This window comes from Bradyrhizobium sp. USDA 4510, assembly GCF_054059095.1.
This window is the reverse complement of sequence record NZ_JBSSBT010000001.1, coordinates 5594520-5619326: the sequence shown is the minus strand read 5'-3', so window position 1 is coordinate 5619326 and position 24807 is coordinate 5594520. Positions and strand designations below refer to the sequence as shown.

Here is a 24807-nt window from a genome sequence, read left to right as displayed (position 1 = left end):
ATTGCGCACCTGAGGGCTCGCGCCAAGTGGCGCGCTCCGGCATGACAGAGCCAGAGATCACCCCTTTACGTGTGCCACGCCCTCGATCTCGATCAGCATCTTTGGATTGGGCAGCGCCACCACCACGCAGGTGGTGCGCGCGGGGTAGGGGGCGGGGCCGAACGCGCCGGCATACAGCGCGTTCATCGTCGCGACGTCGCTCGCGCGCGTCAGCAACACGTTGACCTTGACGAGATCGCGCATCGTCGCGCCCGCCTCGCTCAGCACGCGCTTGATATTGGTCACGACATTGGCGAACTGCGCCTCGAAGCCGTCGGGCAGCTCGCGATTGGCGTCAAAGCCGGGAATGCCGGAGATGAACAACAAATCGCCGACGCGGGCGCCGAACGAGAGTGGCGGCGCCTGGACGCCGGGCGGAGGAGGGAAGTGCTTGATTGTGGTCTTTTCAGTCATTGGGTCACCCGTCTGCGTGAGATGGAAGGGGAGAAGTTTCGATGGCGCGCGGTGCCGCTGCACGCCGGCGCCAAAGATTCCTGCCGAAGAGATTCTGGCCGATCATGCCTGCGAGCATCGCGAGAACGAAGACCACGATCGGTAGCGAGAGGCCGGCGATATTGACCAGTGCCGGCCCGGGGCAGATGCCGACGAGGCCCCAGCCGATGCCGAACAGCACCGCGCCGGCAACCAGCGGCGCATCGATGTCGGTGCGGTCGGGCCAGAGGAAGCGCGCCGAGAAGGCGGGGGCCGTGCGCCGCCGGGCGATCGCGAAGCCGGTTGCTGCGACCGCAACCGCGCCCGCCATCACGAAGGCGAGCGTCGCGTCCCACGCGCCGAACAGATCGAGGAAGCCGAGCACCTTCTGCGGATCGGTCATGCCGGAGATCAGAAGCCCCGCGCCGAAGATCAGGCCGCAGGCAAAACTGGCAAGCACCGGCATCGCTAAACCGCTCCTTGTTTGAGCATGATCCTTTCGGAAAACCGCTTCGCACTTTTCCGGATCATGCTTAGCCTCCGATCCCGTGCCTGACGATTGCGACCGTTGCGATCGCCGTCAGCATGAAGATGCATGTTGCCACGATCGAACGGCCGGACAGCCGCGCGAAGCCGCAGACGCCGTGGCCCGAGGTGCAGCCATTGCCCATCCTTGTACCGAATCCGACCAGCAGTCCCGCGATCGCGACCACCACAAGGCTCGCATTCATCGCCGGCCGCGGCAGCGGCGCGCCGAACAGCGCCGCAATCAGGGGCGCTCCGATCAGTCCCGCGATGAACGCGATGCGCCAGGAACGATCGGCGCTACGGTCGGCGCTGCGGTCGGCGGTATCGGCCTGCAGCGCGCCGCCGACGATGCCGGTGACCCCGGCGATTCGCCCGGTCAGCAGCATCAAGAGCGCGGCGGCAAGCCCGATCAGCGCGCCGCCGGCTAGGCCGGAAAGTGGGGTGAAATCGTGCATCGATGCAGATCCCTGTTGCGCAAACTCCTCAGCGATCCGGCAAAGCGGTGGGCGCGCATGCGCCAGTGGTCGCGCGGCTGCAGAGGCGATGATAGACTCCGCACCATCAGGAACAAGCGCAATCCCGCATGTTTCGCGGCATTTCAGCGATGCCGCCGGTCGGCTGGATTGCCGCGATTCGCTCTCACTTCGTCCGGAGAATCCCCCATGAAGTTGCCATCCGTCGCCCGCGCCGCGCTGCTCGCGCTGGCGATGCTCACCGGAACGTCCGCTGTCCTGGCTGACGAGGGCGCGGTGACGCTCGTGATCTTCAAGGGCGGCTGGGTGTTCGGCGGCTCCGCCGGCAAGGGCGTCATGACCTTCCACGGCCAGACCTATGGGCTCACGGCCGGCGGGCTGGACTATGGGCTCGTGTTCGGCGGCTCGCAGACCACGTTGCAGGGGCGGGTGCGCAATATCCGCCGTCCGCAGGATATCAACGGCGTCTATGCCGCGGCGGGCATGGGCGTTGCGCTCGGCGCCGGCGTGCGCGGCATCCTCTTGACCAACCAGAACGGCGCGGTGCTCGAACTGAGCGGCAAGCAGGTCGGGCTGATGGCCAATGTCGACCTCAGCGGGCTTGCGATCACGTTGAAGGAATAAGCGTTCGGTCTCGTAGCGATTTCGTAGGATGAGTAGAGCGAAGCGAAACCCATCGACTTCGGTGCGCCGGGAGAGATGATGGGTTTCGCGGAGTCATCGGGCCGCGCTTTGCGCGGACCCGTTGGCTCTACGATCCTACGATCCTACGATTCCGTGATCCACTCGGCGAGTTCGCGCCACGGCTGTAAGGTCCAATGACCCGAGGCCGCGCCGGATGGCGACGGCAGCACGAACACTTCGGGAAAGCCATTCACCGATGGCTGCCGACCGAGCACGAGCGCGTTGGTCGGCCTGTTGTAGAACAGGCTCGCCGCCTTCCTGCTGGTGAAGGCGACGGTGTTCGGCCGATAGGTCTCGATCTTCGTCCGGAAGCCCACCACGTCGAACGACTGCCTGTTGATTTCGTGATCCATCCCGGCGCCGGTCTTGGAGAGATCGGTGAAGCCGATGCCGAGCGCGAGCAGCGCCGCGAACTCGTCCGGCCGATAGCGCCGCGGCGTGATGCCGGCCTCATGCAGCGCACGCCAGAACCGGTTGCCGGGATGCGCGTAATAATGCCCGACGGCGGCCGAGCGCGTGCTCGCTGCGGTGCCGACGAACACCAGGCGCAGATTGGCGCGGAGCTGGTCGGGGAGGCGGTGGGAATTGTTCGCGGGCATCTGGGGGCTGAATAAAGTAATCACGCGTTGGCACATGACTTCACCTGGAATCGAGCGGCGAACTGCGCCTCACCTCTCCCGATTGCGGGCAGGGCAATCCGGTGTTTCCGCGCCGTCATGGCCGGCACAAGGCCGGGCATGACGAGTTTGTGGCGCTATCGAGCCCATATGCGATTGCCAGCACTCGCAGGGGAGGCGCGTTCCCAAAATATCGAAAACAACCCCATGCAAAGTACAAAGTAGCCGGCGGTGGCCGGCGTTCGACCAGGCTACTTGACACGTCGGGCAACTCACGGATATTTTCCAATATTCCGAAATCACGCAGGCGCACGCTCGCCTCCCGGGGCATATGGCATTCGTGCGCTTCTGTAAGCGACGTTTCCATGTCGTCGTGGCCGCCAGCCATATGCATAGCCCTGCGGCTTGCGGGGGGCAGTGCCGTCGCTGTCGTCATTCAAGCTAGTCCCGTCACGCGCTAGCGCACCGGCTCCTTGACCTCTTCTTCCGTCGTGACCGCTTGCGACGGTCCGGTTGCGCGCACCATCAGGAACGTCCCCGAGAACCTTGTGCCGCGGATGCTCCAGCGGCCGTCGATCTCGGTCGCGTCGGCATTGACCGCGCCTTCATAGTGCACGGTGTTGTAGCCGTAGCCAGGCGGCTCGTAACGTTTGACGAACGTAACAGCGCTGCCGGAGCGCTGGCCCGCAAGCGATGCATTGTGCGTGCTGATCGGACAGCCCGGCATCACGCAGGGTTCGGTCACGCTGCCGCCGAGCGCGCCGCCGGCGTCGATCAGCGTCGCCAGGAACGTGACCATGCCGCTCGGCTGAACATAGCTGCCGTCCCAGACGCCGGTGAGATTGTCGGTCATGTCGCTTGCCCGGATTGCGCTTGGCGAAATTGCAGTGATCGATGTGGTGCACGCAGCGCCTCAACGCAAGTCGTGCCCGATCGCGCGGTTGCTTGCAGGTGCAAAAGGGTCTGTAATCCGCTCAAACAGATCAAGAAGAATTCGGGAGCGGACATGACAGGAGAGGCGAAAACCCACTTTGAGGTGATCGTGGTCGGCGCCGGCGTCGCGGGCATCTACCAGATCAAGCGGCTGGCCGATCTCGGCATCGACGCCACCGTGCTCGAAGCCGCGCCCGATCTCGGCGGCACCTGGTACTGGAACCGCTATCCGGGCTGCCGCTTCGATTCCGAGAGCTACACCTATGGCTTCTCATTCTCGCGCGAGCTGCTCGACGAGTGGCACTGGAAGGAGCGCTTCTCCGGCCAGCCCGAGAATCTGCGTTACCTCAACTACGTCGCCGACAAGTTCGACCTGCGCAAGTACATGCAGTTCAATTGCAAGGTCGATATCATGCAGTTCGACGAGACGCGCGACCTCTGGCAATTGAGGATCAGTGACGGCCGCGAACTGACCTGCCGCTTCGTGGTGCTCGCGATCGGGCTGTTGTCGGCGCCGACCATGCCGCGCGTGCCTGGCATCGATGACTTCAAGGGCCGCTCGTTCCACACCTATTACTGGCCGCACGAGCCGGTCGATCTTGCCGGCAAGAAAGTTGCGGTGATCGGCACCGGCGCCACCGGCATCCAGCTGATCGGCGAGATCGCAGACAAGGTCGGCGAGCTCACGGTGTTTCAGCGCCGGCCGAACTGGAGCGCGCCGCTCAACAACTCAGCGATCTCCGACGAGGAGATGGCCGACATCCGCGCCCGCTATGACGAGATCTTCGCTGCCTGCGCGCTGACGCCGGGCAGTTTTGTCCATGGCCCCGACAAGCGCGGCTTCTACGAGGTGAGCCGCGAGGAGCGGCTCAAGCTGTGGGACAGGCTCTACGACGAGCCCGGCTTCGGCATCTGGCTCGCGAACTTCCGCGAGATCTTCATGGACGAAGCCGCCAATGCGGAGCTCTCGGAATATATCGCGGGCCGCATCCGCCAGCGCGTGAACGATCCTGATGTCGCCGAGAAGCTGATCCCGCGGGATCACGGCTTCGGCGTGCAGCGCCTGCCGCTGGAGACCCGATATTTCGAGGCGTACAATCGCGACAATGTGCAGCTCGTCGATCTCTCCGAAACGCCGCTGGTGCGCGTCACCAAGAGGGGCCTGCGCACCACGGCGCGCGACTACGATTTCGACATCATCGTCTACGCCACCGGCTTCGACGCCATCACCGGCGCCTACGACCTGATCGATATCAGGGGCATCGGCGGCGAGAGCCTTGCCGACAAGTGGAAGCACGCGCCGTCGACCTTCCTCGGCATGCTCGTGCACGGCTTCCCGAACCTGTTGATGCCGACCGGTCCGCAAAGCGCCTCCGCGTCGACCAACTTCCCGCGCGGCATCGAGAACGGCGTCAACTGGTGCACCAACCTGCTGCAATACATGTGGGACCGCGGTCTGACCCACGCCGACGCCACGCTCGAAGCGCAGCAGCGCTGGACCGCGCATGTCGTCAAGATGTACGAGATCATGCTGATGCGCAAAGCCAAGTCGTGGTTCACCGGCTACAACTCCAACGTCGCCGGCCACGAGGAGGGGACGGTCCGCTACTTCGTCTACAACGGCGGCACGCCGAAGTTCTTGGGGATCATCAACGGGGTTGCGGAGAAAGGGTATCAGGAGATTGCGTTTGGTGCGGGGGCGCGGGGCGGTGTGCAAGCAGCTGTCGGGGCGACGGCGTAGGATTCAGGAATAGTCCGGTAGCCCGCATGAGCGCAGCGATATGCGGGACAGGTAAACCCCGGATATCGCTTCGCTCATCCGGGCTACTTGCTCAAGCCGTCGCCGCCGAATGTCACATCGAGCAGCGAACATACGGCGTCTCGATGGGCACCGGTGCCTTGGAGCTGAGTATGATCTTGTTCTCTCCGGAGAGTGTTATGTCGAATGACACGTCCGAAACCGCGACGCCGTCCGAGCACGCCGCAATCACGCGAACATTCTGCCCGTCATCATGCAGCGATTTGACGGTGCATTTTTGAAACGTGCCGGTGATTTGCTTGCCCTGGACGATCAAGCCTCCCGCGTTGAGATCGGCATCTTTCTTGAACGCGAGCTTGTTGTTCTCCTTGGTGAAGACCTGGTTGCAAGCCGAGGCGTCGATCGTCCAGGCTCCGCTCAAATCCGCAGCCTGTGTCGAGGCCGCTTGCGCAACGAGAAGTACGAATAGCACAGCGTTGAAGGTTCTCATGAAACTCTCCAATCAAATGGTCACAGGGGTAATATCCCTGACCCGACCTTCATCGCTTTCGAGCGTCATAGCAAGCGATGAGATAGCGGATTTTTCGTTGATCCAAGTCAAGGGTTCTGCGGAGCGCCTGGTGTGGACCTGGGCCGGTTGCTGTCGTGACCGGCCTCCACAAGCCGAACACACGCACTAAATCATAAGTGAATGATCCAGACGCAAAAAGGCCGGGCTTTCACCCGGCCTTTCGTTTTTGGATGGATGCCCGGGGCGTCCCGCGCGAAGACGCGCTCCGCGCTGTTGCCCGGGCATGACGAGCGGTGAGGGTCAGAACACCCTGTTGCTCTCCTTCACCTTCTCCGCGTCCAGATACACGTCGCTTCCCATCTCCTTGAACTTGGCGCTCATCTGCGCCATGCCCTGCTCCTTGTCGTTGAGCGTCGCGGCGTAGTCGCGGACGTCCTGGGTGATCTTCATCGAGCAGAATTTCGGGCCGCACATCGAGCAGAAATGCGCGACCTTGTGGGCTTCCTTCGGCAGGGTCTCGTCGTGGAAGTTCTTCGCGGTGTCGGGATCGAGGCCGAGGTTGAACTGGTCCTCCCAGCGGAAGTCGAACCGGGCACGGCTGAGCGCATCGTCGCGGAGCTGCGCGGCCGGATGGCCCTTGGCCAGATCAGCGGCGTGGGCCGCGATCTTGTAGGTGATGACGCCGGTCTTGACGTCGTTGCGATCCGGGAGACCCAGATGCTCCTTCGGCGTGACGTAGCACAGCATCGCGCAGCCGAACCAGCCGATCATCGCAGCGCCAATGCCCGAGGTGATGTGGTCGTAGCCCGGCGCGATGTCGGTCGTCAGCGGCCCGAGGGTGTAGAACGGCGCCTCGCCGCACTCCTTGAGCTGCTTGTCCATGTTGATCTTGATCTTGTGCATCGGCACGTGGCCGGGGCCCTCGATCATGACCTGGCAGCCCTTGTCCCACGCGATCTTCGTCAGTTCGCCGAGCGTCTCGAGCTCGGCAAACTGCGCGCGGTCGTTGGCGTCCGCAATCGAGCCGGGGCGCAGACCGTCGCCGAGCGAGAACGAGACGTCATACTTGCGCATGAGGTCGCAGATCTCGTCGAAATGGGTGTAGAGGAAGCTCTCCTTGTGATGCGCAAGGCACCACTTCGCCATGATCGAGCCGCCGCGCGACACGATGCCGGTGACGCGGTTGGCGGTGAGATGGATGTAGGGCAGCCGCACGCCGGCGTGGATCGTGAAATAGTCGACGCCCTGTTCGCACTGTTCGATCAGGGTGTCCTTGTAGAGTTCCCAGGTCAGCTTGACCGGATCACCGTCGCACTTCTCCAGCGCCTGGTAGATCGGCACGGTGCCGATCGGCACCGGCGAGTTGCGCAAAATCCATTCGCGGGTGGTGTGGATGTTGCGCCCCGTCGAGAGGTCCATCACGGTGTCGGCGCCCCAGCGGATCGCCCACACCATCTTGTCGACCTCTTCCTCGACCGACGAGGTCACCGCCGAGTTGCCGATATTGGCGTTGATCTTGGTCAGGAAGTTGCGGCCGATGATCATCGGCTCGAGCTCGGCATGGTTGATGTTGGAGGGAATGATGGCGCGGCCGCGCGCGATCTCGTCGCGGACGAATTCCGGGGTGATGAAGGCCGGCACGGAGGCGCCAAAGCTCTCGCCGTCGGCAAGCGCGGCCTCGGCGCGCTCGAGCTGTTGCTTGCGGCCGAGATTCTCGCGCTCGGCGACGTAGATCATCTCCTTGGTGATGATGCCGGCGCGGGCGAATTCGAGCTGCGTGATCTTGTGGCCGTCGAGGCCGCGCAGCGGCGTGTGGTGCGCGGTGAACGCCTTGGCGGCGTGGGCGGCGCCGACATTGCCGTTGTCCTCCGGCTTGATGGTGCGACCCTCATATTCCTCGACGCCGCCGCGCTCCTTGACCCAGGCGAGCCGATTGCGCGGCAGGCCGGCGTTGACGTCGATCGTCACGTTCGGGTCGGTGTAAGGGCCCGAGGTGTCGTAGACCGGCAGGTTCGGCTCGCCGGCGCCCTCCGACAGCATGATCTCGCGCAGCGGCACGCGCAGATCGGACGCGGCCTCCGGCGTCGCAAAGATCTTGCGTGAGGCGGGCAGCGCGCCGGTGGTGACGGCGGGACGGGTGGTGTCGGGATTGGAGCGGATGTTCATGAGGGATCCTCCTTAATCTTGTCGTCATTCCGGACGGTCCGTTAGGACCGATCCGGAATCTCGAGATGGTGGCGCGAGATTCCGGGTTCACGCTTCGCGTGCCCCGGAATGACGCTGGTGAGAGTTACGTGCATCACGCGGCCTCCGCGCTGAGGCCGAGCCATTGTCTGACCCGCGCGTCGGGGTCGGGGTTCTGGGTGACGTCACTGACGACGGCGATCGAATCGGCGCCGGCGGCGAAGATCTCGGCGGCGTGCTCGAACTTGATGCCGCCGATCGCGACAAGGGGGATCGAGCCGATCCGCTTCTTCCACTCGGTGATCTTCGGAATGCCCTGCGGCTCGAACCGCATCGATTTGAGCGTGGTGAAGAAGATCGGGCCGAGCGCGACATAGTCGGGCTTGGCGGCGAGCGCGGTGGCGAGCTCGGCGTCGTCATGGGTGGAGATGCCGAGCGTCAGCTTCGCTTTGCGGATCTCGCCGAGGTCGGCCTCGGCGAGGTCTTCCTGCCCGAGATGCAGATGCTCGGCGCCGGCGACGATCGCCGCGCGCCAATAGTCGTTGACCACGAGCTTGGTCGGCGTGCCCTTGGTCACTGCGAGCGCATCGCTGACGATCTGCAGCGCCCCGGCATCGTCGAGCTCCTTGGCGCGCAGCTGGATGGTGCCGACGCCGAGTTTTGTCAGTCGCTCGACCCATTTGATGCTGTCGACGACGGGATAGAAGGGATCAGGATACGGCATGCCAGAACGGGGTCCCAACGACAGGGGTGGAGGGGGAGGCGAAGTCGCGGGCTTCCATCAGTCCGGCTTCGTAAGCGGTGCGGCCGGCCTCGACGCCGAGGCGGAAGGCATTGGCCATCGCAACGGGATCGGCGGCTTTGGCGACCGCCGTGTTGAGCAGCACGGCGTCATAGCCGAGCTCGAGCGCCTCGGCGGCATGCGAAGGCGCCCCTAAGCCGGCGTCGACCACCAGCGTGATGCCGGGCAGGCGGTCGCGCAACAGCTTCAGCGCGTCGCGGTTGGTGATGCCCTTGGCGCTGCCGATCGGTGCTGCCCACGGCATCACCACCTTGCAGCCGGCGTCGACCAGCCGCGAGGCGACCGAGAAATCCTCGGTGCAATAGGGGAAGACTTCAAAACCGTCCTTGATCAGGATGCCGGCCGCCTCGACCAGGCCGACCACATCGGGCTGCAGCGTGTCGTTGTCGGCGATCACCTCGAGCTTGATCCACGGCGTGCCGAACAATTCGCGCGCGAGCTTTGCGGTGGTCACCGCTTCCTTGACGCTGCGGCAGCCCGCGGTGTTCGGCAGCACGGTGACGCCGAGCTCGCGGATCAGCGACCAGAACGCATCGCCGGTCTTGCCACCCGCCGCCTCGCGCCGCAGCGACACCGTGACGATGCTGGCGCCCGAGGCGCGGATCGCATTCTGCATGATCGCAGGCGAGGGATACAGCGCCGTGCCGATCAGCAGGCGGGACGGGAAGGATTTGCCGTAGAAGGTGACCATGTGTCTCCTCAAACTATGCCGTCGTCCCGGCGAAGGCCGGGACCCATAACCACGACCGGAAGTTGTCGGATGGGACGTCTCCCCGCGTGCTTCACTGAAGGGCCGCGGCGTATGGGTCCCGGCCTTCGCCGGGACGACGTGGGGAGGGAGCTTGCGAATAAGCTCACATCACCCTCCCTGCCGCGGCGTGATGATCTCGATCTCGTCGCCGGCTTTCAACGCGGTGTCGGCCCAGCGGCTCTTCGGCACCACGTCGTAGTTCAGCGCGATCGCGAAATGCGTGCCCTCGTAGTCGAGCTCGGCCAGCAGCGCATCGACACTGGAGGCCACGATCTCCCGCTGCTCGCCGTTGACGATCACGCGCATTGCATCACCTCATTGTCGATTTCGCCGCGCGCGAGATAGGCGAGCGTCAGCTCCGCCAGCGCCGGCGCGAGCAGGAAGCCATGACGGTAGAGTCCGTTCACCGTGATGCGTTCCTGCTCGATCCTGATTTTCGGCAGATTGTCGGGAAATGCAGGGCGCAGGCCGGCGCCGAATTCGACGATGCGCGCCTCGGCGAATGCCGGATGCACGACATAGGCGGCCCCTAACAGCTCCAGCGCCGAGCGCACGCTGACGCCGTTGTCCTCGGCCTCGATCGAGGTCGCGCCCAGCATGAAGCGGCCGTCGCCGCGCGGGATCACGTAAAGCGGCCAGCGCGGATGGATCAGCCGCACCGGGCGCGCCAGTTCGACCTCGGAGGTCTCGATGATGATCATCTCGCCCTTGACGCCGCGCAAGCTCGCCTCGCGGTCGCGCGCGGCAAGGCCGCGGCAGTCGATCACGACGCCGTCGAGATCGGCTGCCTCGGCGTCGCTGCCGAACTTGATGGCGCCGCCGGCCTTGCCGATCGCGGCATGCAGCCGCGGCAGCACGCGGCGCGGCTCGACATGGCCCTCGTCGGGATAGAACAGGGCGTCACGGAAACGGCCCTCGAGCGACGGCTCGAGCGCGCGAACGCCCTCGGCGTCGATCCGGCGATGGCCGGTGGTGAGGCGGGCAAAGCGCTCGAAATCGGCGCGGTCGCGCGGATGTGCCACCACCAGCGAGCCGTTGAACGGGGTTTCCGGAACATGCTGCCGCCACAGCGCGAGCGAGCGGATGCCGAGCCGGGAGATCACCGGCTCGGAGGCCTCCGCCTCGCACCAGGGCGCCAGCATCCCGCCGGCCCAGTGGCTTGTGGATTCCGTCATCGCGGCGTCACTGCGCTCATGCAGGGTGACGGCATGTCCGGCCTCTGCGAGCAAGAGCGCATGCCAGGCGCCAGCTATGCCTGCGCCGATGATGGAGACGGGGGAATCCCCCCGCGGTCTTGACGTCTGATACATCCCTGTCCCTTCGCCGGCATGACCCGGATCAGGTTCAAAGGGTCACCGCGGTCCCGGACTATTCGCCTACTGGCTAGTCCAAGCTTGCGGTATCTCAGCTCCTCCTTCGGAGCACCCCTCGGAACGCCCCTAATGTAGGCGGATGGGCTCGTGTGTCAACTTGTATGCCAGACACGTTTGACAGGCGGTGTCGAGGATGGCCGGCACGCGTCGCGGGGCTGCGCGGACGCGATCGGTGCTATTTTTCGGCTTGTTCCGGCTTCGGCTCGGCGGTATCGGCCGTCATTTGCTCCGACTTGGCGAATTCCTTCGGCGGTGCACCCGCGCCGCCATGCTTCGCTTCCTTCAGGTGATCCCCGCGCTGGCGCTTTGCGACGTAGTAATACCCGCCCGCGAAATAACGCACGGCTCGATCGTGATTGCCATCGGCGGCGCGATAGGCGCCGGCGAGGTACTTGATGCCGTATTTGAGGTTGGTCTGGGGATCGCGCAGACCCTCGGCGGTACCGGTGTAGCCGAGGCCGCGTGCAGTGCCGAGCTTGATTTGCATCAGCCCGATGGTGCCGCCGCGTCCGATCAGCTGCGGATGGTACTTGCTCTCGCGCACGATGACGCGATGCACCAGCTCTTCCGGTACGAGGTTGGCCTGGGCCTCGGCCGCCACCATCGCCTCATATTGCGCGCGCGATTGCGCCTGCGCGCTCGCGCAGGACGCCAGCACCGCGATTGCGGCAAGGCAGCCAAGGGCTTGTACGGTCTTCATCTCAATCGCTCGGGCTTTCAGATGCGCGTCGGTTCTGCGGTCTCATTGGTACGGCGAGCGGGCAGGAATGTGGCAAAACCTTCGCATCAGCGAACGTTAATGCCTCCGTGATTGTCCGGTCATGGGGTGAAGGGACGACGCGATTGCAATACGGATGCTTCAAATTGTTTGCTTCAATCGTCTCAGCCAAAAATTGTCTTGGCCTGCAATTTCCTTCTAATTTTTCTGACTAATTTTGCCGCACGCTATCCACAGCAGTTTGTCGTGCAAACGAATCAATGAAGGTCTAGACTTCACCCACGACAGAGTGCGCGATCGTTCAGTCAGCAGCTCTGTCCAAGCACGCAAGAAACAACATTCGGGAGATGCGCCATGGTCCGTCAGGACACCGGCTATATGCCTCGCGAAAATCCCTGCGCGCAATGCGGCAAGCCGATCGCCCGCCCTGATTGGGTGGAGCACAGCGAAGGCCGCTCCTCGTTCCTGTGGAATTGCCGCGCCTGCAATTACCGCTTCGAGGCCATCGCGATCTACGAGGAAGCGGAGCTCATTACGCCGCTCGCCGCCTGACGTCTCCTCATCGCATCAGCTTCGCCTGATCAGGCCGCGGATTTCTGCCGCTGCAATTGCTGTTGCCGCGCCGGCAATTCGATCCGGACCACGAGCCCGTGCGGCTTGCGATCGTGCAGCGACAGCGTGCCGGCATGCGCGAGCACGATGGCATTGGCGATCGACAGACCAAGGCCGAAGCCTTCGGCCTCATCCATGTTGCGCGCCTGGTCGCCGCGCACGAACGGCTCCAGCACGCTCGCCTTGTGCGCATCCGAGATGCCGGGCCCGTCATCTTCGATATCGACGACGAGGCGGTCGGGCTTGACGTCGAGGCGGACGGCAACTTCGCCGCCGAACCGCACGGCATTCTCCACCAGATTGGTGATGCAGCGATGCAGGTCGGCCGGCCGCGCGGTCGCCATCGCGTGCTGCGGGCCCGTGTAACTGACCTTGTGTCCCATGTCGGCGAACTGATCGGTGACGAGGTGCAGCGTGCTCGCGATGTCGACCAGCGTCATCTCCTCGAGCTTGCGGTCGTTGCGCAGGAACGACAGCACCGATTCCAGCATCGAGCGCATCTGGTCGAGGTCGCGCAGCATGCGGTGGCGGTGGGTCTCGTCCTCGATGAATTCGGCGCGCAGCCGCATCCGCGTGATCGGCGTGCGCAGGTCATGGCTGATCGCGGCCAGCATCTTGGTGCGATCGTCGATCAATGCGGTGATGCGCTCGCGCATCCGGTTCAGCGCCCGGGCCAGCGAACGGATCTCCTCCGGACCGCGCTCGGGCAGCGGCGCGGCGGCGCCGTTCAGGCTGAAGGTCTCGGCGGCCTTGACGAAGGACGACAGCGGCGCGGTCAGCGCCCATGCCGCCCACAGGCCGAGCAGGGTGACGCTGATGACGGCGAACAGCACCGTCATCATCCACGGCCCACCCCAGAACGGCCGCATGTGCTGATCCGGCGTCAGGTTGGCGGCGAACATGGCGCCGTCGGGCAGGCGGATCGCGACGCGGCGAATTTCGCCGTCATGCGGCGTGCCGCCAGCCTCGCGCGGGAGCAGGAAGATGCGATAGCCGGCGCCGAGCCGGCGCAACGCGTGCAGGCTCGGCGTGTCGGTTTCGGTAAGCGCGCCGGCATCGGAAGGCAGGTCGCCGATCGCAAGTTGCGGGAAGGCACGGGCGACGTCGGCCAGGAGCCGCGGCCGCTCCGACGCCGGGGCATGCCCGAGCAGCTGCGCGGCGGCGGCGAGCTGGGTGTGCCAGCGGTCCGACGGCTCCACCCGATCAGGGCGATGGATCAGGAAGGTGGCGGTGATGATCAAGTGCAGCGCGACGATCGAAACGACGACCAGCGCCGCCATCTGGGCGCCGATCCCCCGCAGACTCAGCACGCGCAGCAGCTTCATGGTCAATTGTTCGTGGCGGCAACCGCCTCCACCCTCGGCGTGAACACATAGCCGCCGGAACGCACTGTCTTGATCATGGTGGCTTCCTGCGGATCGGGCTCGATCTTGCGGCGGATGCGGCTGACCAGCACGTCGATCGAACGTTCGAACGAGCCGGCACTGCGGCCCTGGGTCAGGTCGAGCAGGCTGTCGCGCGACAGCACGCGGCCGGGCCGCTCGCAGAAGGTGCGTAGCAGGTCGAACTCGGCGCTGGTCATGGCGACGCGCGCGCCTTCGGGGTTGCGCAGCTCGCGCAGTCGGATGTCGATACGCCAGCCGAGGAAGGTCAGCGTAGTCGCGCCCTCGATCGCGCTGGCGTTGCGCGCGGCGGCCTGCCGGCGCAGCACCGCGTTGATCCGCGCCAGCAGCTCGCGCGGGTTGAACGGCTTTGCCAGGTAATCGTCGGCGCCCATCTCGAGGCCGAGGATGCGGTCGACGTCCTCGCCGCGCGCGGTCAGCATGATGATCGGCGTCTGCGATTCCGCCCGCACCTTGCGGCACAGGCTGAGGCCGTCCTCGCCGGGCAGCATGACGTCGAGCACCAGGAGATCCACCCGATGATCGGTCATCGCCTTGGCCATCTCGCGGCCGTCGGAGGCGGTCGTGACATGACAAGAATTGGTACGGAGATATTTTGCGATAAGCGACCGCGTCTCGCGGTCGTCCTCGACGACAAGGATATTGGGCGCAGCCTGGGTCATACCGATCTTTTGTCCGTGATTCGGGGAAAGCGGCTCAGGAATTTTGTTTCAGTATGTGTCTGAAATCTTGCCCGGCTATCCGGGTTAACAGGTCGGCCGCAGGCAGAAAAGTTATCGTTCTGTCATCAATCCTGATGCCCTGAAATGCGGGCAGAACCCTCTCGGGATAGCGAATCGGCCCCTGGTCGTTATGGCGGCCGGAGAAGGGGAAGGGCGGCTGTCATATCCGGGGGCGGAACCCGTTACCCCGGCGACGCGTTATTTCTCTTTCGGGTCAAGGAGGGTGAGATGGCTGTCGAGGTCGAGTCCAGGCCGCATCAGCTCATTGCAAGCGACCGGGTCGAGGGGACGGCGGTGCGCCGGGCCAATGGCGACATGATCGGCCATATCGAGCGGCTGATGATCGACAAGATCTCCGGCAAGGTATCGTACGCGGTGTTGAGCTTCGGCGGCTTCCTGGGCATTGGAACCAATTTGATCCCGCTGCCCTGGGGCCGGCTGCACTACAACCCGAAGTTCGAGGCCTATGAGCTCGACATCGAGGACGAGGAGCTGAAGCGCGCGCCGTCGTTCCGTGCCGACAAGGATTTCGATTGGGGCGATCGCTCGCAGGAAGTCGAGCTGCATCGCTTCTACGGCGTGCCGCCCTATTGGGGCGGCTTCTGATCGCGCGGCAACATGCGCGCATGACGACGCTCGTCGATCGATGATGCGGTCGCCGGGCCGAGCGCGCGGTTTGTGCAGCGCGGTTCGCCGGGACGACTTAGTGAGCCAAACATCGTCACATCATGGACTGCGCGTCCGGCGCAGTCGTGAGGCTCAACCGCAAGCTCACTCGAGAGATCACGATACCTTTCGTCAAGCGGCGCAGCGTTTCCGTGCGCTGAAAGGTCCTCACCCCCGTTCCTCGGCATTTAAGCGGCTTTTGAGCGCAGGTCCGTTAGGAACGGTTGCGAAGATGACGGGTTTTCCCAGCATCGATTTTGCGAGAGGAGAGCCATCAATGTTGGTCAAATCCATCATCGCCGGCCTCGCCGGCACTGCGCTGCTTGCAACCGTCGCCGTTGCGCAGACGCCAACCGATAAGGGCGACAAGATGTCTCCTGCGGCGTCGACGTCAGCCACGTCGCCGGATTCGTTCAAGGGCAACTGGCGCGCGTCGAAGGTCGTCGGCCTTAGCGTGTACAACGACGCCAATGAAAGCGTCGGCTCGATCAATGATCTGCTGATGGAGAAGGGCGGTACAATCAAGGCGGTCGTGATCGGCGTCGGCGGCTTCCTTGGCGTCGGCGAGCACTTGGTCGCGGTCCCGATCGACAAGGTGAAGTTCGTGAACGAGCCGATCGCCTATACCGGCGCCTCGAACACCGGCGCCGGCAGCACCAGCAAGACGACCACCACGGGCGCGGCCCCTGCGGCGGCGACGTCGAAGCCGAATCCCTGGTATCCGGATCACGCCGTGTTCAATGCGAGCAAGGATGAGCTGAAGGCGATGCCGGAATTCAAGTATTCGACCGACTAACGCATCGCGTCACCTGCAAGAGAAGAGCGCGTCCGGTTGCTGCCGGGCGCGCTTTTTTGCTGGCCGGATGGATAAAATTTGGGAAGAGTGTAGGGAGTAGGTCAGGCGATCCAATTCGGACAGCGCGTTGCAATCATCATCAACCCTCACGTGATCATTCGTCAAATGGCTGAAGAACCTGATGAATGACAGGGACCGCGATAGCGGCGATCCAGCGGTAACCCGGATTCGCGGCCGCTACCCGCAATACACGCGGCGCCGGTTGCAAGGCTTTGCGGAGCGGCTGCAACAGAAGATTCATGCCGACCGCGTGCCGGTCACTTCGCTCGCGCTTGCCGGTCCCACCGAGCGGATCAGCCTCGAGGACGCGCTCAAGCTCGATTATCGGCCGGTCCCGTTGGGCGAGGCGCTGGGACCGCTATGGGCGACCTATTGGGTGCAGGTCGTGGCCGAGGTGCCGCAGGCCTGGGCCGGCTCGCGCGTGGATTTGTATTGGGACAGCCGCTCGGAAGCGCTGCTTTGGCTCAACGGACGTTCCTCGCAGGGTCTCAATCCCGGCCGCCACATCGCGCCGCTCGTTCAGTCGGCGAGCGGCGGGGAGACGATCAGCTTCCATGTGGAGGTGGCCTGCAACGGCCTGTTCGGTGCGTTCTGGAGCGATCCGCAGGCCTACGCGCTGGTCGCCTGCGAGCTGCGCTGCTTCGATTCCGAGGCCACGGCATTCTATTTCGACTACGAGGTGCTGCGCCAGCTCGAGGCTGACCGCGATCCCACGACAAAGTCGAGGTCATACGGCGCTGTCGGCGAGACGGCGCAGCCGGCGCTGGATCGGACCTGGGCGGGGCGCCTGCTGCACGATCTCAACCGCATCTGCAACATCACCGATCCCGACGATCGCGCGACATGGCCGTCGGCGCGGGCGATCCTCGACGGCCTGCTCGCGGCACGAAACGGCAGCATCGCCCACGAGATGTCGGCGATCGGCCACGCCCATCTCGACACGGCATGGCTGTGGCCGCTGGCGGAAACCCGGCGCAAGGCGCAACGCAGCTTCTCCACGGCGGTGGCGCTGATGGAGCGCTATCCCGATTTCAAGTTCGCCTGCTCGCAGGCCTATCAGTACGCCGTCATCGAGCAGAATGACCCTGACCTGTTCGCCCGAATTCGCGCCAAGGCCGCCGCCGGCCAATGGATTCCGGTCGGCGGCAGCTGGATCGAGCCGGACTGCAATCTGCCGTGGGGCGAATCGATCTGCCGTCAGTTCCTCTATGGTCAGCGCTATTTCGAGCAGACGTTCGGTGCGCGCTCCAGCGTGTTCTGGAATCCCGACGTGTTCGGTTACGACGCGCAGCTGCCGCAGCTGATGCAGTCGGCGGGGATGTCGCGCTTCCTGACCCAGAAGCTGTCGTGGAACAAGTTCACCTCACCGCCGCATCACAGCTTCCATTGGCGCGGACTGGATGGCAGCACGGTGCTGGCGCATTTCCCCCCGGCGGACACCTACAACGGATCGGCGCAGGTCGCGGAGCTCCGCTATCACTCCGCCAATTACAAGGACGCCGACCGTTCGTCCGACGCACTCTATCTGTTCGGCTATGGCGACGGCGGCGGCGGTGCCGACGAGACCATGCTCGAGACGTTGCAGCGCGCAAGGGACTTGCAGGGGCTGCCGCGAATCCAGATTCGCTCCGTCGACGAGTTCTTCGACCGCCTGGCGATATCAGCGCCGGATCTGGCAACGATCGAAGGCGAGCTCTATCTCGAATATCATCGTGGCACCTACACCACGCAGGCCGAGACCAAGCGCCTCAACCGCGCTTGCGAGGCCGGCCTTCAGGCCCTCGAATTCGTGACCACTGTCGCGGCTGCCTGCCGGCAACCGGCACCGTCAGCACAGGAGATCGAAGCGCTGTGGCGCACGCTGCTGGTCAACCAGTTCCACGACATCATTCCCGGCAGCAGCATCCGCGAGGTCTATGAACGTGCGGAAGTCGAACTCGCTGGCGTGGCGGAGGAGGCCGGGCGTCGCACGCAAGCCGTGCTGGCGACACTGTGCGATCCCGAAGACGGCAATTGGACACCCGTCAACACGCTGGGCTGCGCGCGCGCCGAGGTCGCGTCCGACCCCGACGGCGAGCTTCGTCACATCGCCGCCGCGCCGTTTGCGGCGGGTGAAACGACGACGACCGACGATCGCGTTGTGGTCGCCGCCGATCTGGACGGCTTCGTGCTGTCGAACGCGCGGCTCGAAGTGCGCATTGATCGCAGCGGGCTCGTTCGGTCGCTGCTGCATGTTGCGACCGGCCGCGAGACCTTCGCATCGCCGGCAGCCCGGCTGCTGCTGCTCGATGACCGGCCGCTCGATTTCGAGGCATGGGATATCGATCCGTTCGCGCTGGAGACCGCGCGCGAGGTGACAGGAGATGTGAGCTGCGCCGTGCTGTCGGATGGCGGGCTGCGCGGCGAGATTCGTTTCGAGCGCGGGCTCGGACGCGCAAGCCGGCTCGTGCAGGTAATCCGCCTCGATGCCGGCGCCGATCATCTCGAATTCGAAACCACGGTCGATTGGCAGGAGCGCAAGACGGCGCTGAAGGTCATGTTCCCCGTCGCCTGCCGTGCATCGAACGCAACCTATGAAACCATGTTCGGCGCAACCGAGCGGCCGACCCATGCCAACGCGGATGCCGATGCGGCCAAGTACGAGGTGCCCGGGCATCGCTGGGCCGATCTCGCCGAGCCGGATTTCGGCGTGTCGCTGTTCAGCGACTGCCGTCACGGCTATTCGGCGTTCGGCAACCAGCTCGCGCTGACGCTGCTGCGCGGCTCCGAATTGCCTGATCCGCAGGCCGATATCGGGCGGCACCGGATGCGCTATGCGATCTATCCCCACCACGGCGACTGGCGCAGCGCGGACACGGTCGGGCGCGCCTTGCGGTTCGAGCGTCCGGTGCTGTGGACCAAAGGGCGCGCTCGCGCGCTGTTGCGACGATCGTTCCTGACCGCATCTCCGGCCAACGTGATCGTCGATACGATCAAGCCCGCCGAGGATGGAGACGGCTGGGTGGTGCGGCTTTACGAGAGCGCCGGCATTCGCACCGCCGCGGCGCTCGATTTCGGCGTCGACATCGCGTCGGTGTGGATCAGCAACACCCTGGAAGACCGCATCGAGGCCTTGCCGACCGAGGATCGGGGATGCCGCCTGGCGCTGCGTCCATTCCAGATCGCAACGCTGCGGGTCTTCCAGGCGTAATGCCTGCAGTGACTTTCGCTCCGGCTTGCGGGGTACGGCATGGCAGCCGCGGAATTCCGTCTGCGATGCGCGGAGAGACCGGATCGCATCGCTGGATGCGATCCGGTGTGGCCTGGCCGTCAGTTCGACTTCACCAGCGGACAGCCGCCCTTGTCGAGCGGGCGGAACGCCTCGTCGCCGGGCACGGTGGCGATCAGCTTGTAGAGGTCCCACTCGCCCTTGGATTCCTCGGGCTTCTTGACCTCGAACAGATACATGTCGTGCACCATGCGGCCGTCGATCCGGATATGGCCGTTCTTGGCGAAGAAGTCGTTGACCGGCGTGGCGCGCATCTGGGCCATCACCTTCGGCGCCTCGTCGGTGCCGATGGCCTCGATCGCCTTCAGGTAATGCATGGTCGCCGAATAGAGGCCGGCCTGGATCATGGTCGGCATATGGCCGACCTTCTCGTTGAAGCGCTTCGAGAAGGCGCGGGTCTCGTCGTTCATGTCCCAGTAGAAGGCGTCGGTGACGATCAGGCCCTGGGTCGCCTTGATGCCGAGCGAATGCGTGTCGGTGATCTCCTGCAGCAGCGCGATCATCTTCTGGCCGCCCTGGGTCAGGCCGAACTCGGAAGCCTGCTTCAGCGCGTTGGTGGTGTCGCCGCCGGCATTCGCCAGCGCCACGACCTTGGCCTTGGAGGCCTGCGCCTGCAGCAGGAAGGAGGAGAAGTCCGACGAGTTGAGCGGATGACGCACGTCGCCCAGCACCTTGCCGCCGCTCTCCTTGACGACATTGGCGGCATCGCGTTCCAGCGCCATGCCGAAGGCGTAGTCGGCGGTGACGAAGAACCAGGTGTCCTCGCCGCGCTTGACCATCGCCTTGCCGGCGACGTTCGATAGCGCATAGGTGTCGTAGGTCCAGTGCACCGTGTTGGGCGAGCAGGCGGTGCCGGTGATATCGGAGGAGCCGCCGCCGGAATTGATGTGGATCTTGTTCTTCTCGCGCGTCAGCGCCGAGATCGGCAATGCGACCGACGAGGTCGGCACGTCGAGGATCGCGTCGACTTTGTCGTTGTCGTACCAGTTGCGTGCGATGTTGACGCCGACGTCGGGCTTGTTCTGGTGATCGGCTGCGATCACCTGCACCGGCTTGCCTTTCACCTTGCCGCCGTAATCGGCGACCGCCATCTCGACGGCGGCGACCGAGCCCTTGCCGGTGGCGTCCGCATAGAGGCTCGACATGTCGGTGAGCACGCCGATCTTGACGACATCGTCGGAGATCTGGGCGTTCGCCGCGGTCCCTGAGACCGCGAGCGCGAGGCCGGCCGCCGCTGCGGCCAAGAGTGTTTTCATCGTGTTTTTCTCCCTGACTTTTTCGTTGAGGGTTGCTTCCACCGGGGCGTTCTAGCCGCTGCGACAAGCTGTCGCAAAGACGACTTTTTGAGCATGCGCGCGGCAAGTGTTCCCCCTCTCCCCCGCTCTTCGCGGGGAGAGGGTTGGGGTGAGGGGCCTTATCCACGGGTGGCGATTGTCGTGAGACCTGTACCCCCTCACCCGGATTGCTTCGCAATCCGACCTCTCCCCGCAAGCGACCGCAAGCGGGGCGAGGTAAGAGAGCAATCCGCTCGGGCAGTGTCCTACAGCGCCGGTAACGCGGTGACGGCGGCCTTGATGGTGCCGTCGGTTTCCACGATCACCCGCAACGTCTTGGAATCGAAGTCGATCCCGGCCAGCCGGATGCTGTTGACCTCGGCGTCGACGCGGATGCCCTCCTCGTTCTTCTGCAGGTCGGCGATGGCGGCGGCGACCTTGCGCTGCGCGTTGGTCGCGAATGGCTTCAGGTCGACCACCAGCCGGTCGTTGAGGGTCTGCTGCATGTGCGGGATCGCCGCGCGTGCGGCGGCGCCGAGCAGGCCGAACGCGGCCTCGGATTCCACCGCCAGCTCGACGTCGGTCAGCCGCAGCGTCTGCGACGGCTGGTCGAGCCGCGGCCGGCCCCAGATGTGCACGGTCGCCTCGGCGCCCAGCCCGAACCAGCTGGCCTTCTCCTTGGCGTGCACCAGGAGCGAGATCAGAAGCCGGTCGCCGGAGGCGGCGATGCTCGCGCTCTTGACCGTCACGTCGACCGGACCGGAGCCGTCCTCGGGGAAGGTCTTGCCCTTGAGCTGCGCCTCGACCAGCTGGCTCAGCGTGGTGAAGGACAGGTCGACCGGCAGGCCGATCGCGACCTGGCTCGGCATCGGCGGCACGATCGAGAGTTTTTCGGGGAACGGGCAGTTCGGGGTGGTCTGCGCCTCCGTGATCCGCGTTTCGGCCTCGATCCCCATCGTCAGGATCAGCGAGGACGCATCGACCTTCGGCTGCGCGGCGATCGCGCGGATCGGTCGCAGTTCGAGCCACATCGGCGGCATCGAGGTGGTGCCGCCGGTGCCTTGCAGCGGGATCGAGCGGCAGGCCTTGGCCCATTGCGTGCGGGCGTTGTTCTGGAACACCGGGTCGTTGTGCAATCGGGCCTCGACCACAGAAATCTGGTCGGCGACCGCCTTGTCGATGAAAGGCTTGACCTGGGCCGGCACGCTGATGCGGACGCCGGCCGTCGACAGGCTGGTGTCGCCGAGATTGACCTGTGCCTGCAGGTTCGGCTCGATCCGCCAGGACGCGCCGAGCTTCGGCCGCGCGGTGAGGGTGACGTTGCCCTTGATCTCGGCGTTGGCGTTGATGTTCTTGATGTTCACGGCGCCGATCTGCTTGGCGACATTGCCGCCGAGCAGGCTGCCGAGCGCGTCGTTGACCGCGCCGGTTGCCTTGGCGGACAACGCGCCGGTGACCTTGAGCGTGCCGTTGATCGGGGTGGTCAGCGTCAGCACGTCCTGCGCGCCGGTGGCGGCGATCGGCCCGCGCGATGCGGTCCAGCCGATGTCGGCATTTTGCAGGATTTGCTGGACCGGGTTGTCGGCCTTGCCGCCGAACGTCTTCGGCGCGCCGCGTTCGGCCGCGTCGCGGATCGCCGACAGCGCGACCGAGACCTGCGCCACGATCGTCGAGGAACGCGGCGCCTGCGGCAGCGGCGGCAGCTCTGCGAGCTTCGGCTTCTGCACGGTGACGCTCGGCGCGAGCCAGTCCATTGCCTTGAGGCTGATCACGAACGAGACCAGCACCACCGCGGTCCCGAGCGCTATCGTCCTTGGATGCATCGGTAGACGCATCATTCCCCCGGATGAAAATCAACTTGACGGCTTGTACAGGCCCCCCGACGAGGGCGCCAGTGTGGCGGGATCAAGCTGCTTCAGGGGCGGAAGGCGTTAAGGTTGATGAACGCGACAACGGCCCCGGCATGAGAATGCCGGAGCCGTGGTCGAGGACGCCTTTATTTAGGGACGCCTTGGAGGGGAGGGGCTTAGCGGACGGCCGAGCCGAGATCGGCGCGGCGGTCGGTCATCGGCAGCACGATCACCTTGGTGCCGACGCTGACCCGCGAATAGAGGTCGGAGACATCTGCATTGGTCAGGCGCAGGCAACCGGAGGACACGCGGGTGCCGATCGTCTCCGGCGCGTTGGTGCCGTGGATGCGGTAGATGGTGCCGCCGAGATACATGGCGCGGGCGCCGAGCGGGTTGCCGGGGCCGCCGGCCATGTGGCGCGGCAGATAGGGTTGGCGGGCGATCATTTCCGGCGGGGGCGTCCAATCCGGCCACTCCGCCTTCTTGGTGATGGTCTGGGTGCCCGACCAGGTGAAGCCGTCGCGGCCGATACCGATGCCGTAGCGCATGGCCTGGCCGTTGCCGAGCACGAGATAGAGATAGGTGTGCGGGGTGTCGATGATGATGGTGCCGGGCGCCTCGCGCGTCGGATAGGCGACGACCTGGCGGCGCAGGCGGGCGGGCAACTCAACCGAACGGTCTTCCTCCTGCGTCTGCGGCATCGACTGCACCGGCGGCTGCACGGCCTCGGTCGGCGGCGTCAGGATGAAGGGGAACATCGGCAGCGGAGCGGCCGCGGCGGAATTCGAAAAAGCGACGGTGCCAATCGCCAGCGCACCGAAGGCGGCGGCAGCGAGACGTGAGTTCAGCTTGATGGAATTGAACATTGTCGACCCCTGTTGTTTGCGCCCTGCGCGCCAGTTCCGGCGCGTCGTTGGGTCAAAGCAGTACAGGTGAGGCGTTTCAGGACGTTTGCACGAAATCGCCAAAATGGTTTCGTGCCGTTAGGGAATTGTTTCGTGCGTGTTTCGTCGCACGGTTAAGGCCGGGTTGCCGGGAAGGGGGTGTCCCGCCGCAAGACAGTCTTCCTGGCACGGCGCTTGCTGTCCCAGCGCATTGTTTCGGAATGGAGTGGAAATGATGCTGGGGCACACGATCGGCAGCATGCTGGATCGGCAGAAGGGCTTCGGCCCCGGGTTCGATTTTCTCCGTATCGCACTGGCGATTTCCGTCGTCGCCGCCCACGCGCCCTATGTCGCGGGCGGCAGTGGCGACGGCGAGCAGGCGTGGATCGCCTGGTTTCCGCACTACGCCATTCTCGTGATGTTCTTTGCGCTGAGCGGGTTTCTGATCGCGGCCAGCGGGCTGCGGCTCTCGCTGAGGGAGTTTCTCACCAATCGCGGCATGCGGATCATTCCGGCGCTTGCGGTCGAGATCGTGCTGTCGGCGCTGATCCTCGGACCGATCTTCACCGCGCTGCCGCTGTCGGACTATTTCACCAATTTCGGCACCTACAAATACTTCACCAACATCATCGGCCTCGTGAACTACGTCCTGCCCGGCGTGTTCAGCGGCAATCCCGCGCCGGAGGTCAACAGCTCGCTGTGGACGGTGCCGTTCGAATATGGCTGCTACGCGCTGATGACGGTGTTCATCCTGTTCGGCCTGTTGCGCAAGCCGCCGCTCATCGTGCTCGGTGCGCTCGTGCTGGTCGGCATCGGCCTTGCGCTCGTACTCGCCGGGCATGGCGCGCAACCCTCGCAACTGCCCGCCGGGGTCGCCGGCACGCTGCATGACAGGATCTTCAGCACGGCGCCGTTCCTCGGACGCGGCGCGAAGCTGCCGGTCGCGTTCATGCTCGGCATCGCGATCTATCTCTATCGTGACCGCATTCCCTACAACGGATGGCTTCTCGCCGCGTGCTGCGCGCTCTGCGCGGGCGCCGCGCTGCTCGGTCCGGCGGACTGGATGAGCCAGCCGGTGCTCAATCTGCTGATCGCCCCGGCGCTGGTCTATATCACCGCCTATCTCGGCGTTTCGAAGCTGCCGCGGCTGCCGCTGATTTCGCGCGGCGACTATTCCTACGGCATCTATCTCTACGGCTTTCCGGTGCAGCAGGTGGTGCGGGTATGGCTGCCGCACGCGCCCGTGATCATTCAGTTCGCGATTGCGCTGCTGCTGATCACGCTGTTCGCCGCGTTCTCCTGGCACTGGATTGAGAAGCCGATCCTGAAGCTGCGCAGCCGCTTCTCCTTCGTGGCGCGCGAGCGCCTTGCGCCGGACGACGCGGCCGCGCCGCGCCAGGACATTGCGCCTCTTGCCGTTGCCGCGAGCGCCGTCCGCAGCAGGCACTCCTCCTGACGAGGAGCCAGC

General features: G+C 64.9%; 24 protein-coding genes and 1 riboswitch. Of the genes, 7 read left to right on the top strand and 17 right to left on the bottom strand.

The features are described from left to right. Nucleotides 1–57: 57 nt before the first annotated feature. The 3 genes from ACVMDN_RS26195 to ACVMDN_RS26185 form a co-directional block, all read right to left on the bottom strand. Nucleotides 58–453: a RidA family protein gene (locus ACVMDN_RS26195; RefSeq protein WP_076824036.1), complete on the bottom strand. Its 396-nt coding sequence runs from the start codon at nt 451–453 to the stop codon at nt 58–60. Between the two features lie 4 nt (nt 454–457). Then, a complete protein-coding gene (locus ACVMDN_RS26190) occupies nt 458–937 on the bottom strand; it encodes a DUF6691 family protein (protein WP_076824039.1) in 480 nt (159 codons plus the stop codon). A 67-nt stretch (nt 938–1004) separates the two neighbouring features. Further along, entirely contained in the window at nt 1005–1454 is a 450-nt protein-coding gene (locus tag ACVMDN_RS26185) for a YeeE/YedE family protein (protein WP_076824041.1), read from the bottom strand. A 207-nt stretch (nt 1455–1661) separates the two neighbouring features. Between ACVMDN_RS26185 and ACVMDN_RS26180 the strand changes: the two genes are divergently transcribed. Further along, entirely contained in the window at nt 1662–2096 is a 435-nt protein-coding gene (locus ACVMDN_RS26180; protein WP_076824043.1) for a hypothetical protein, read from the top strand. Between the two features lie 143 nt (nt 2097–2239). Here the strand turns inward: ACVMDN_RS26180 and ACVMDN_RS26175 are convergent, their stop codons facing one another. Both ACVMDN_RS26175 and ACVMDN_RS26170 read right to left on the bottom strand, forming a co-directional pair. Beyond that, nucleotides 2240–2755: a mismatch-specific DNA-glycosylase gene (locus tag ACVMDN_RS26175; RefSeq protein WP_057014945.1), complete on the bottom strand. Its 516-nt coding sequence runs from the start codon at nt 2753–2755 to the stop codon at nt 2240–2242. A 475-nt stretch (nt 2756–3230) separates the two neighbouring features. Further along, nucleotides 3231–3626 carry a hypothetical protein gene (locus ACVMDN_RS26170; protein WP_057014946.1) on the bottom strand — a complete coding sequence of 132 codons (396 nt, stop codon included), beginning with the start codon at nt 3624–3626 and terminating at the stop codon, nt 3231–3233. Nucleotides 3627–3779: 153 nt separating this feature from the next. Between ACVMDN_RS26170 and ACVMDN_RS26165 the strand changes: the two genes are divergently transcribed. Beyond that, nucleotides 3780–5447, top strand: a complete 1668-nt coding sequence (locus tag ACVMDN_RS26165; RefSeq protein WP_076824045.1) for a flavin-containing monooxygenase — start codon at nt 3780–3782, stop codon at nt 5445–5447. A gap of 112 nt (nt 5448–5559) precedes the next feature. Here the strand turns inward: ACVMDN_RS26165 and ACVMDN_RS26160 are convergent, their stop codons facing one another. The 7 genes from ACVMDN_RS26160 to ACVMDN_RS26130 form a co-directional block, all read right to left on the bottom strand. Then, the gene (locus tag ACVMDN_RS26160; RefSeq protein WP_057014948.1) at nt 5560–5955 is read right to left on the bottom strand and encodes a hypothetical protein; all 396 of its coding nucleotides are present in this window, start codon (nt 5953–5955) and stop codon (nt 5560–5562) included. Nucleotides 5956–6276: 321 nt separating this feature from the next. After that, nucleotides 6277–8142 (bottom strand): phosphomethylpyrimidine synthase ThiC, encoded by a 1866-nt coding sequence (gene thiC, locus ACVMDN_RS26155; protein WP_076824048.1) that lies wholly within the window; start codon nt 8140–8142, stop codon nt 6277–6279. Nucleotides 8143–8275: 133 nt separating this feature from the next. Next, nucleotides 8276–8884: a thiamine phosphate synthase gene (gene thiE, locus ACVMDN_RS26150; RefSeq protein WP_076824050.1), complete on the bottom strand. Its 609-nt coding sequence runs from the start codon at nt 8882–8884 to the stop codon at nt 8276–8278. After that, nucleotides 8871–9653, bottom strand: coding sequence for a thiazole synthase (locus tag ACVMDN_RS26145; protein WP_076824053.1), 783 nt, complete (start codon nt 9651–9653; stop codon nt 8871–8873). Before ACVMDN_RS26145 ends, thiE begins: the two co-directional genes overlap by 14 nt. Before the next feature lie 168 nt (nt 9654–9821). Then, nucleotides 9822–10019 carry a sulfur carrier protein ThiS gene (gene thiS, locus ACVMDN_RS26140; RefSeq protein WP_076824056.1) on the bottom strand — a complete coding sequence of 66 codons (198 nt, stop codon included), beginning with the start codon at nt 10017–10019 and terminating at the stop codon, nt 9822–9824. Continuing rightward, a complete protein-coding gene (locus ACVMDN_RS26135; RefSeq protein WP_076824058.1) occupies nt 10010–11023 on the bottom strand; it encodes an FAD-dependent oxidoreductase in 1014 nt (337 codons plus the stop codon). The genes thiS and ACVMDN_RS26135 overlap by 10 nt, the downstream gene beginning before the upstream one ends. Further along, nucleotides 11011–11152: riboswitch (TPP riboswitch) on the bottom strand. Its footprint overlaps the gene before it by 13 nt. A gap of 109 nt (nt 11153–11261) precedes the next feature. Beyond that, nucleotides 11262–11786: a lytic transglycosylase domain-containing protein gene (locus tag ACVMDN_RS26130; RefSeq protein WP_057014952.1), complete on the bottom strand. Its 525-nt coding sequence runs from the start codon at nt 11784–11786 to the stop codon at nt 11262–11264. Between the two features lie 372 nt (nt 11787–12158). On the opposite strand from ACVMDN_RS26130, the gene ACVMDN_RS26125 reads away from it, so the two are divergent. Further along, a complete protein-coding gene (locus ACVMDN_RS26125) occupies nt 12159–12356 on the top strand; it encodes a hypothetical protein (RefSeq protein ID WP_028332600.1) in 198 nt (65 codons plus the stop codon). Nucleotides 12357–12385: 29 nt separating this feature from the next. Here the strand turns inward: ACVMDN_RS26125 and ACVMDN_RS26120 are convergent, their stop codons facing one another. Beyond that, on the bottom strand, nt 12386–13741 hold the full coding sequence (locus tag ACVMDN_RS26120; RefSeq protein WP_076824060.1) for an ATP-binding protein: 1356 nt from the start codon (nt 13739–13741) through the stop codon (nt 12386–12388). Nucleotides 13742–13743: 2 nt separating this feature from the next. Then, on the bottom strand, nt 13744–14481 hold the full coding sequence (locus ACVMDN_RS26115; protein ID WP_018273044.1) for a response regulator: 738 nt from the start codon (nt 14479–14481) through the stop codon (nt 13744–13746). A 288-nt stretch (nt 14482–14769) separates the two neighbouring features. Between ACVMDN_RS26115 and ACVMDN_RS26110 the strand changes: the two genes are divergently transcribed. From ACVMDN_RS26110 to ACVMDN_RS26100, 3 genes are all read left to right on the top strand, one after another. Then, nucleotides 14770–15147, top strand: coding sequence for a PRC-barrel domain-containing protein (locus tag ACVMDN_RS26110; RefSeq protein ID WP_076824062.1), 378 nt, complete (start codon nt 14770–14772; stop codon nt 15145–15147). A gap of 337 nt (nt 15148–15484) precedes the next feature. Further along, nucleotides 15485–16003, top strand: a complete 519-nt coding sequence (locus tag ACVMDN_RS26105; protein WP_057014954.1) for a PRC-barrel domain-containing protein — start codon at nt 15485–15487, stop codon at nt 16001–16003. 181 nt (nt 16004–16184) lie between these two features. Further along, complete coding sequence (locus ACVMDN_RS26100; protein ID WP_076824064.1) at nt 16185–19253, top strand: alpha-mannosidase; 3069 nt, start codon at nt 16185–16187, stop codon at nt 19251–19253. Between the two features lie 119 nt (nt 19254–19372). Here the strand turns inward: ACVMDN_RS26100 and ACVMDN_RS26095 are convergent, their stop codons facing one another. The 3 genes from ACVMDN_RS26095 to ACVMDN_RS26085 all read right to left on the bottom strand — a co-directional run bounded on the left by ACVMDN_RS26095 (nt 19373) and on the right by ACVMDN_RS26085 (nt 23321). Next, nucleotides 19373–20587: an ABC transporter substrate-binding protein gene (locus tag ACVMDN_RS26095; protein WP_076824067.1), complete on the bottom strand. Its 1215-nt coding sequence runs from the start codon at nt 20585–20587 to the stop codon at nt 19373–19375. A 284-nt stretch (nt 20588–20871) separates the two neighbouring features. Then, nucleotides 20872–22440: a DUF4403 family protein gene (locus ACVMDN_RS26090; protein ID WP_076824229.1), complete on the bottom strand. Its 1569-nt coding sequence runs from the start codon at nt 22438–22440 to the stop codon at nt 20872–20874. A 191-nt stretch (nt 22441–22631) separates the two neighbouring features. Further along, nucleotides 22632–23321, bottom strand: a complete 690-nt coding sequence (locus ACVMDN_RS26085) for a L,D-transpeptidase (RefSeq protein ID WP_076824069.1) — start codon at nt 23319–23321, stop codon at nt 22632–22634. Between the two features lie 250 nt (nt 23322–23571). On the opposite strand from ACVMDN_RS26085, the gene ACVMDN_RS26080 reads away from it, so the two are divergent. Beyond that, nucleotides 23572–24795 (top strand): acyltransferase family protein, encoded by a 1224-nt coding sequence (locus tag ACVMDN_RS26080; RefSeq protein WP_141341951.1) that lies wholly within the window; start codon nt 23572–23574, stop codon nt 24793–24795. The last annotated feature ends 12 nt before the right edge of the window (nt 24796–24807 follow it).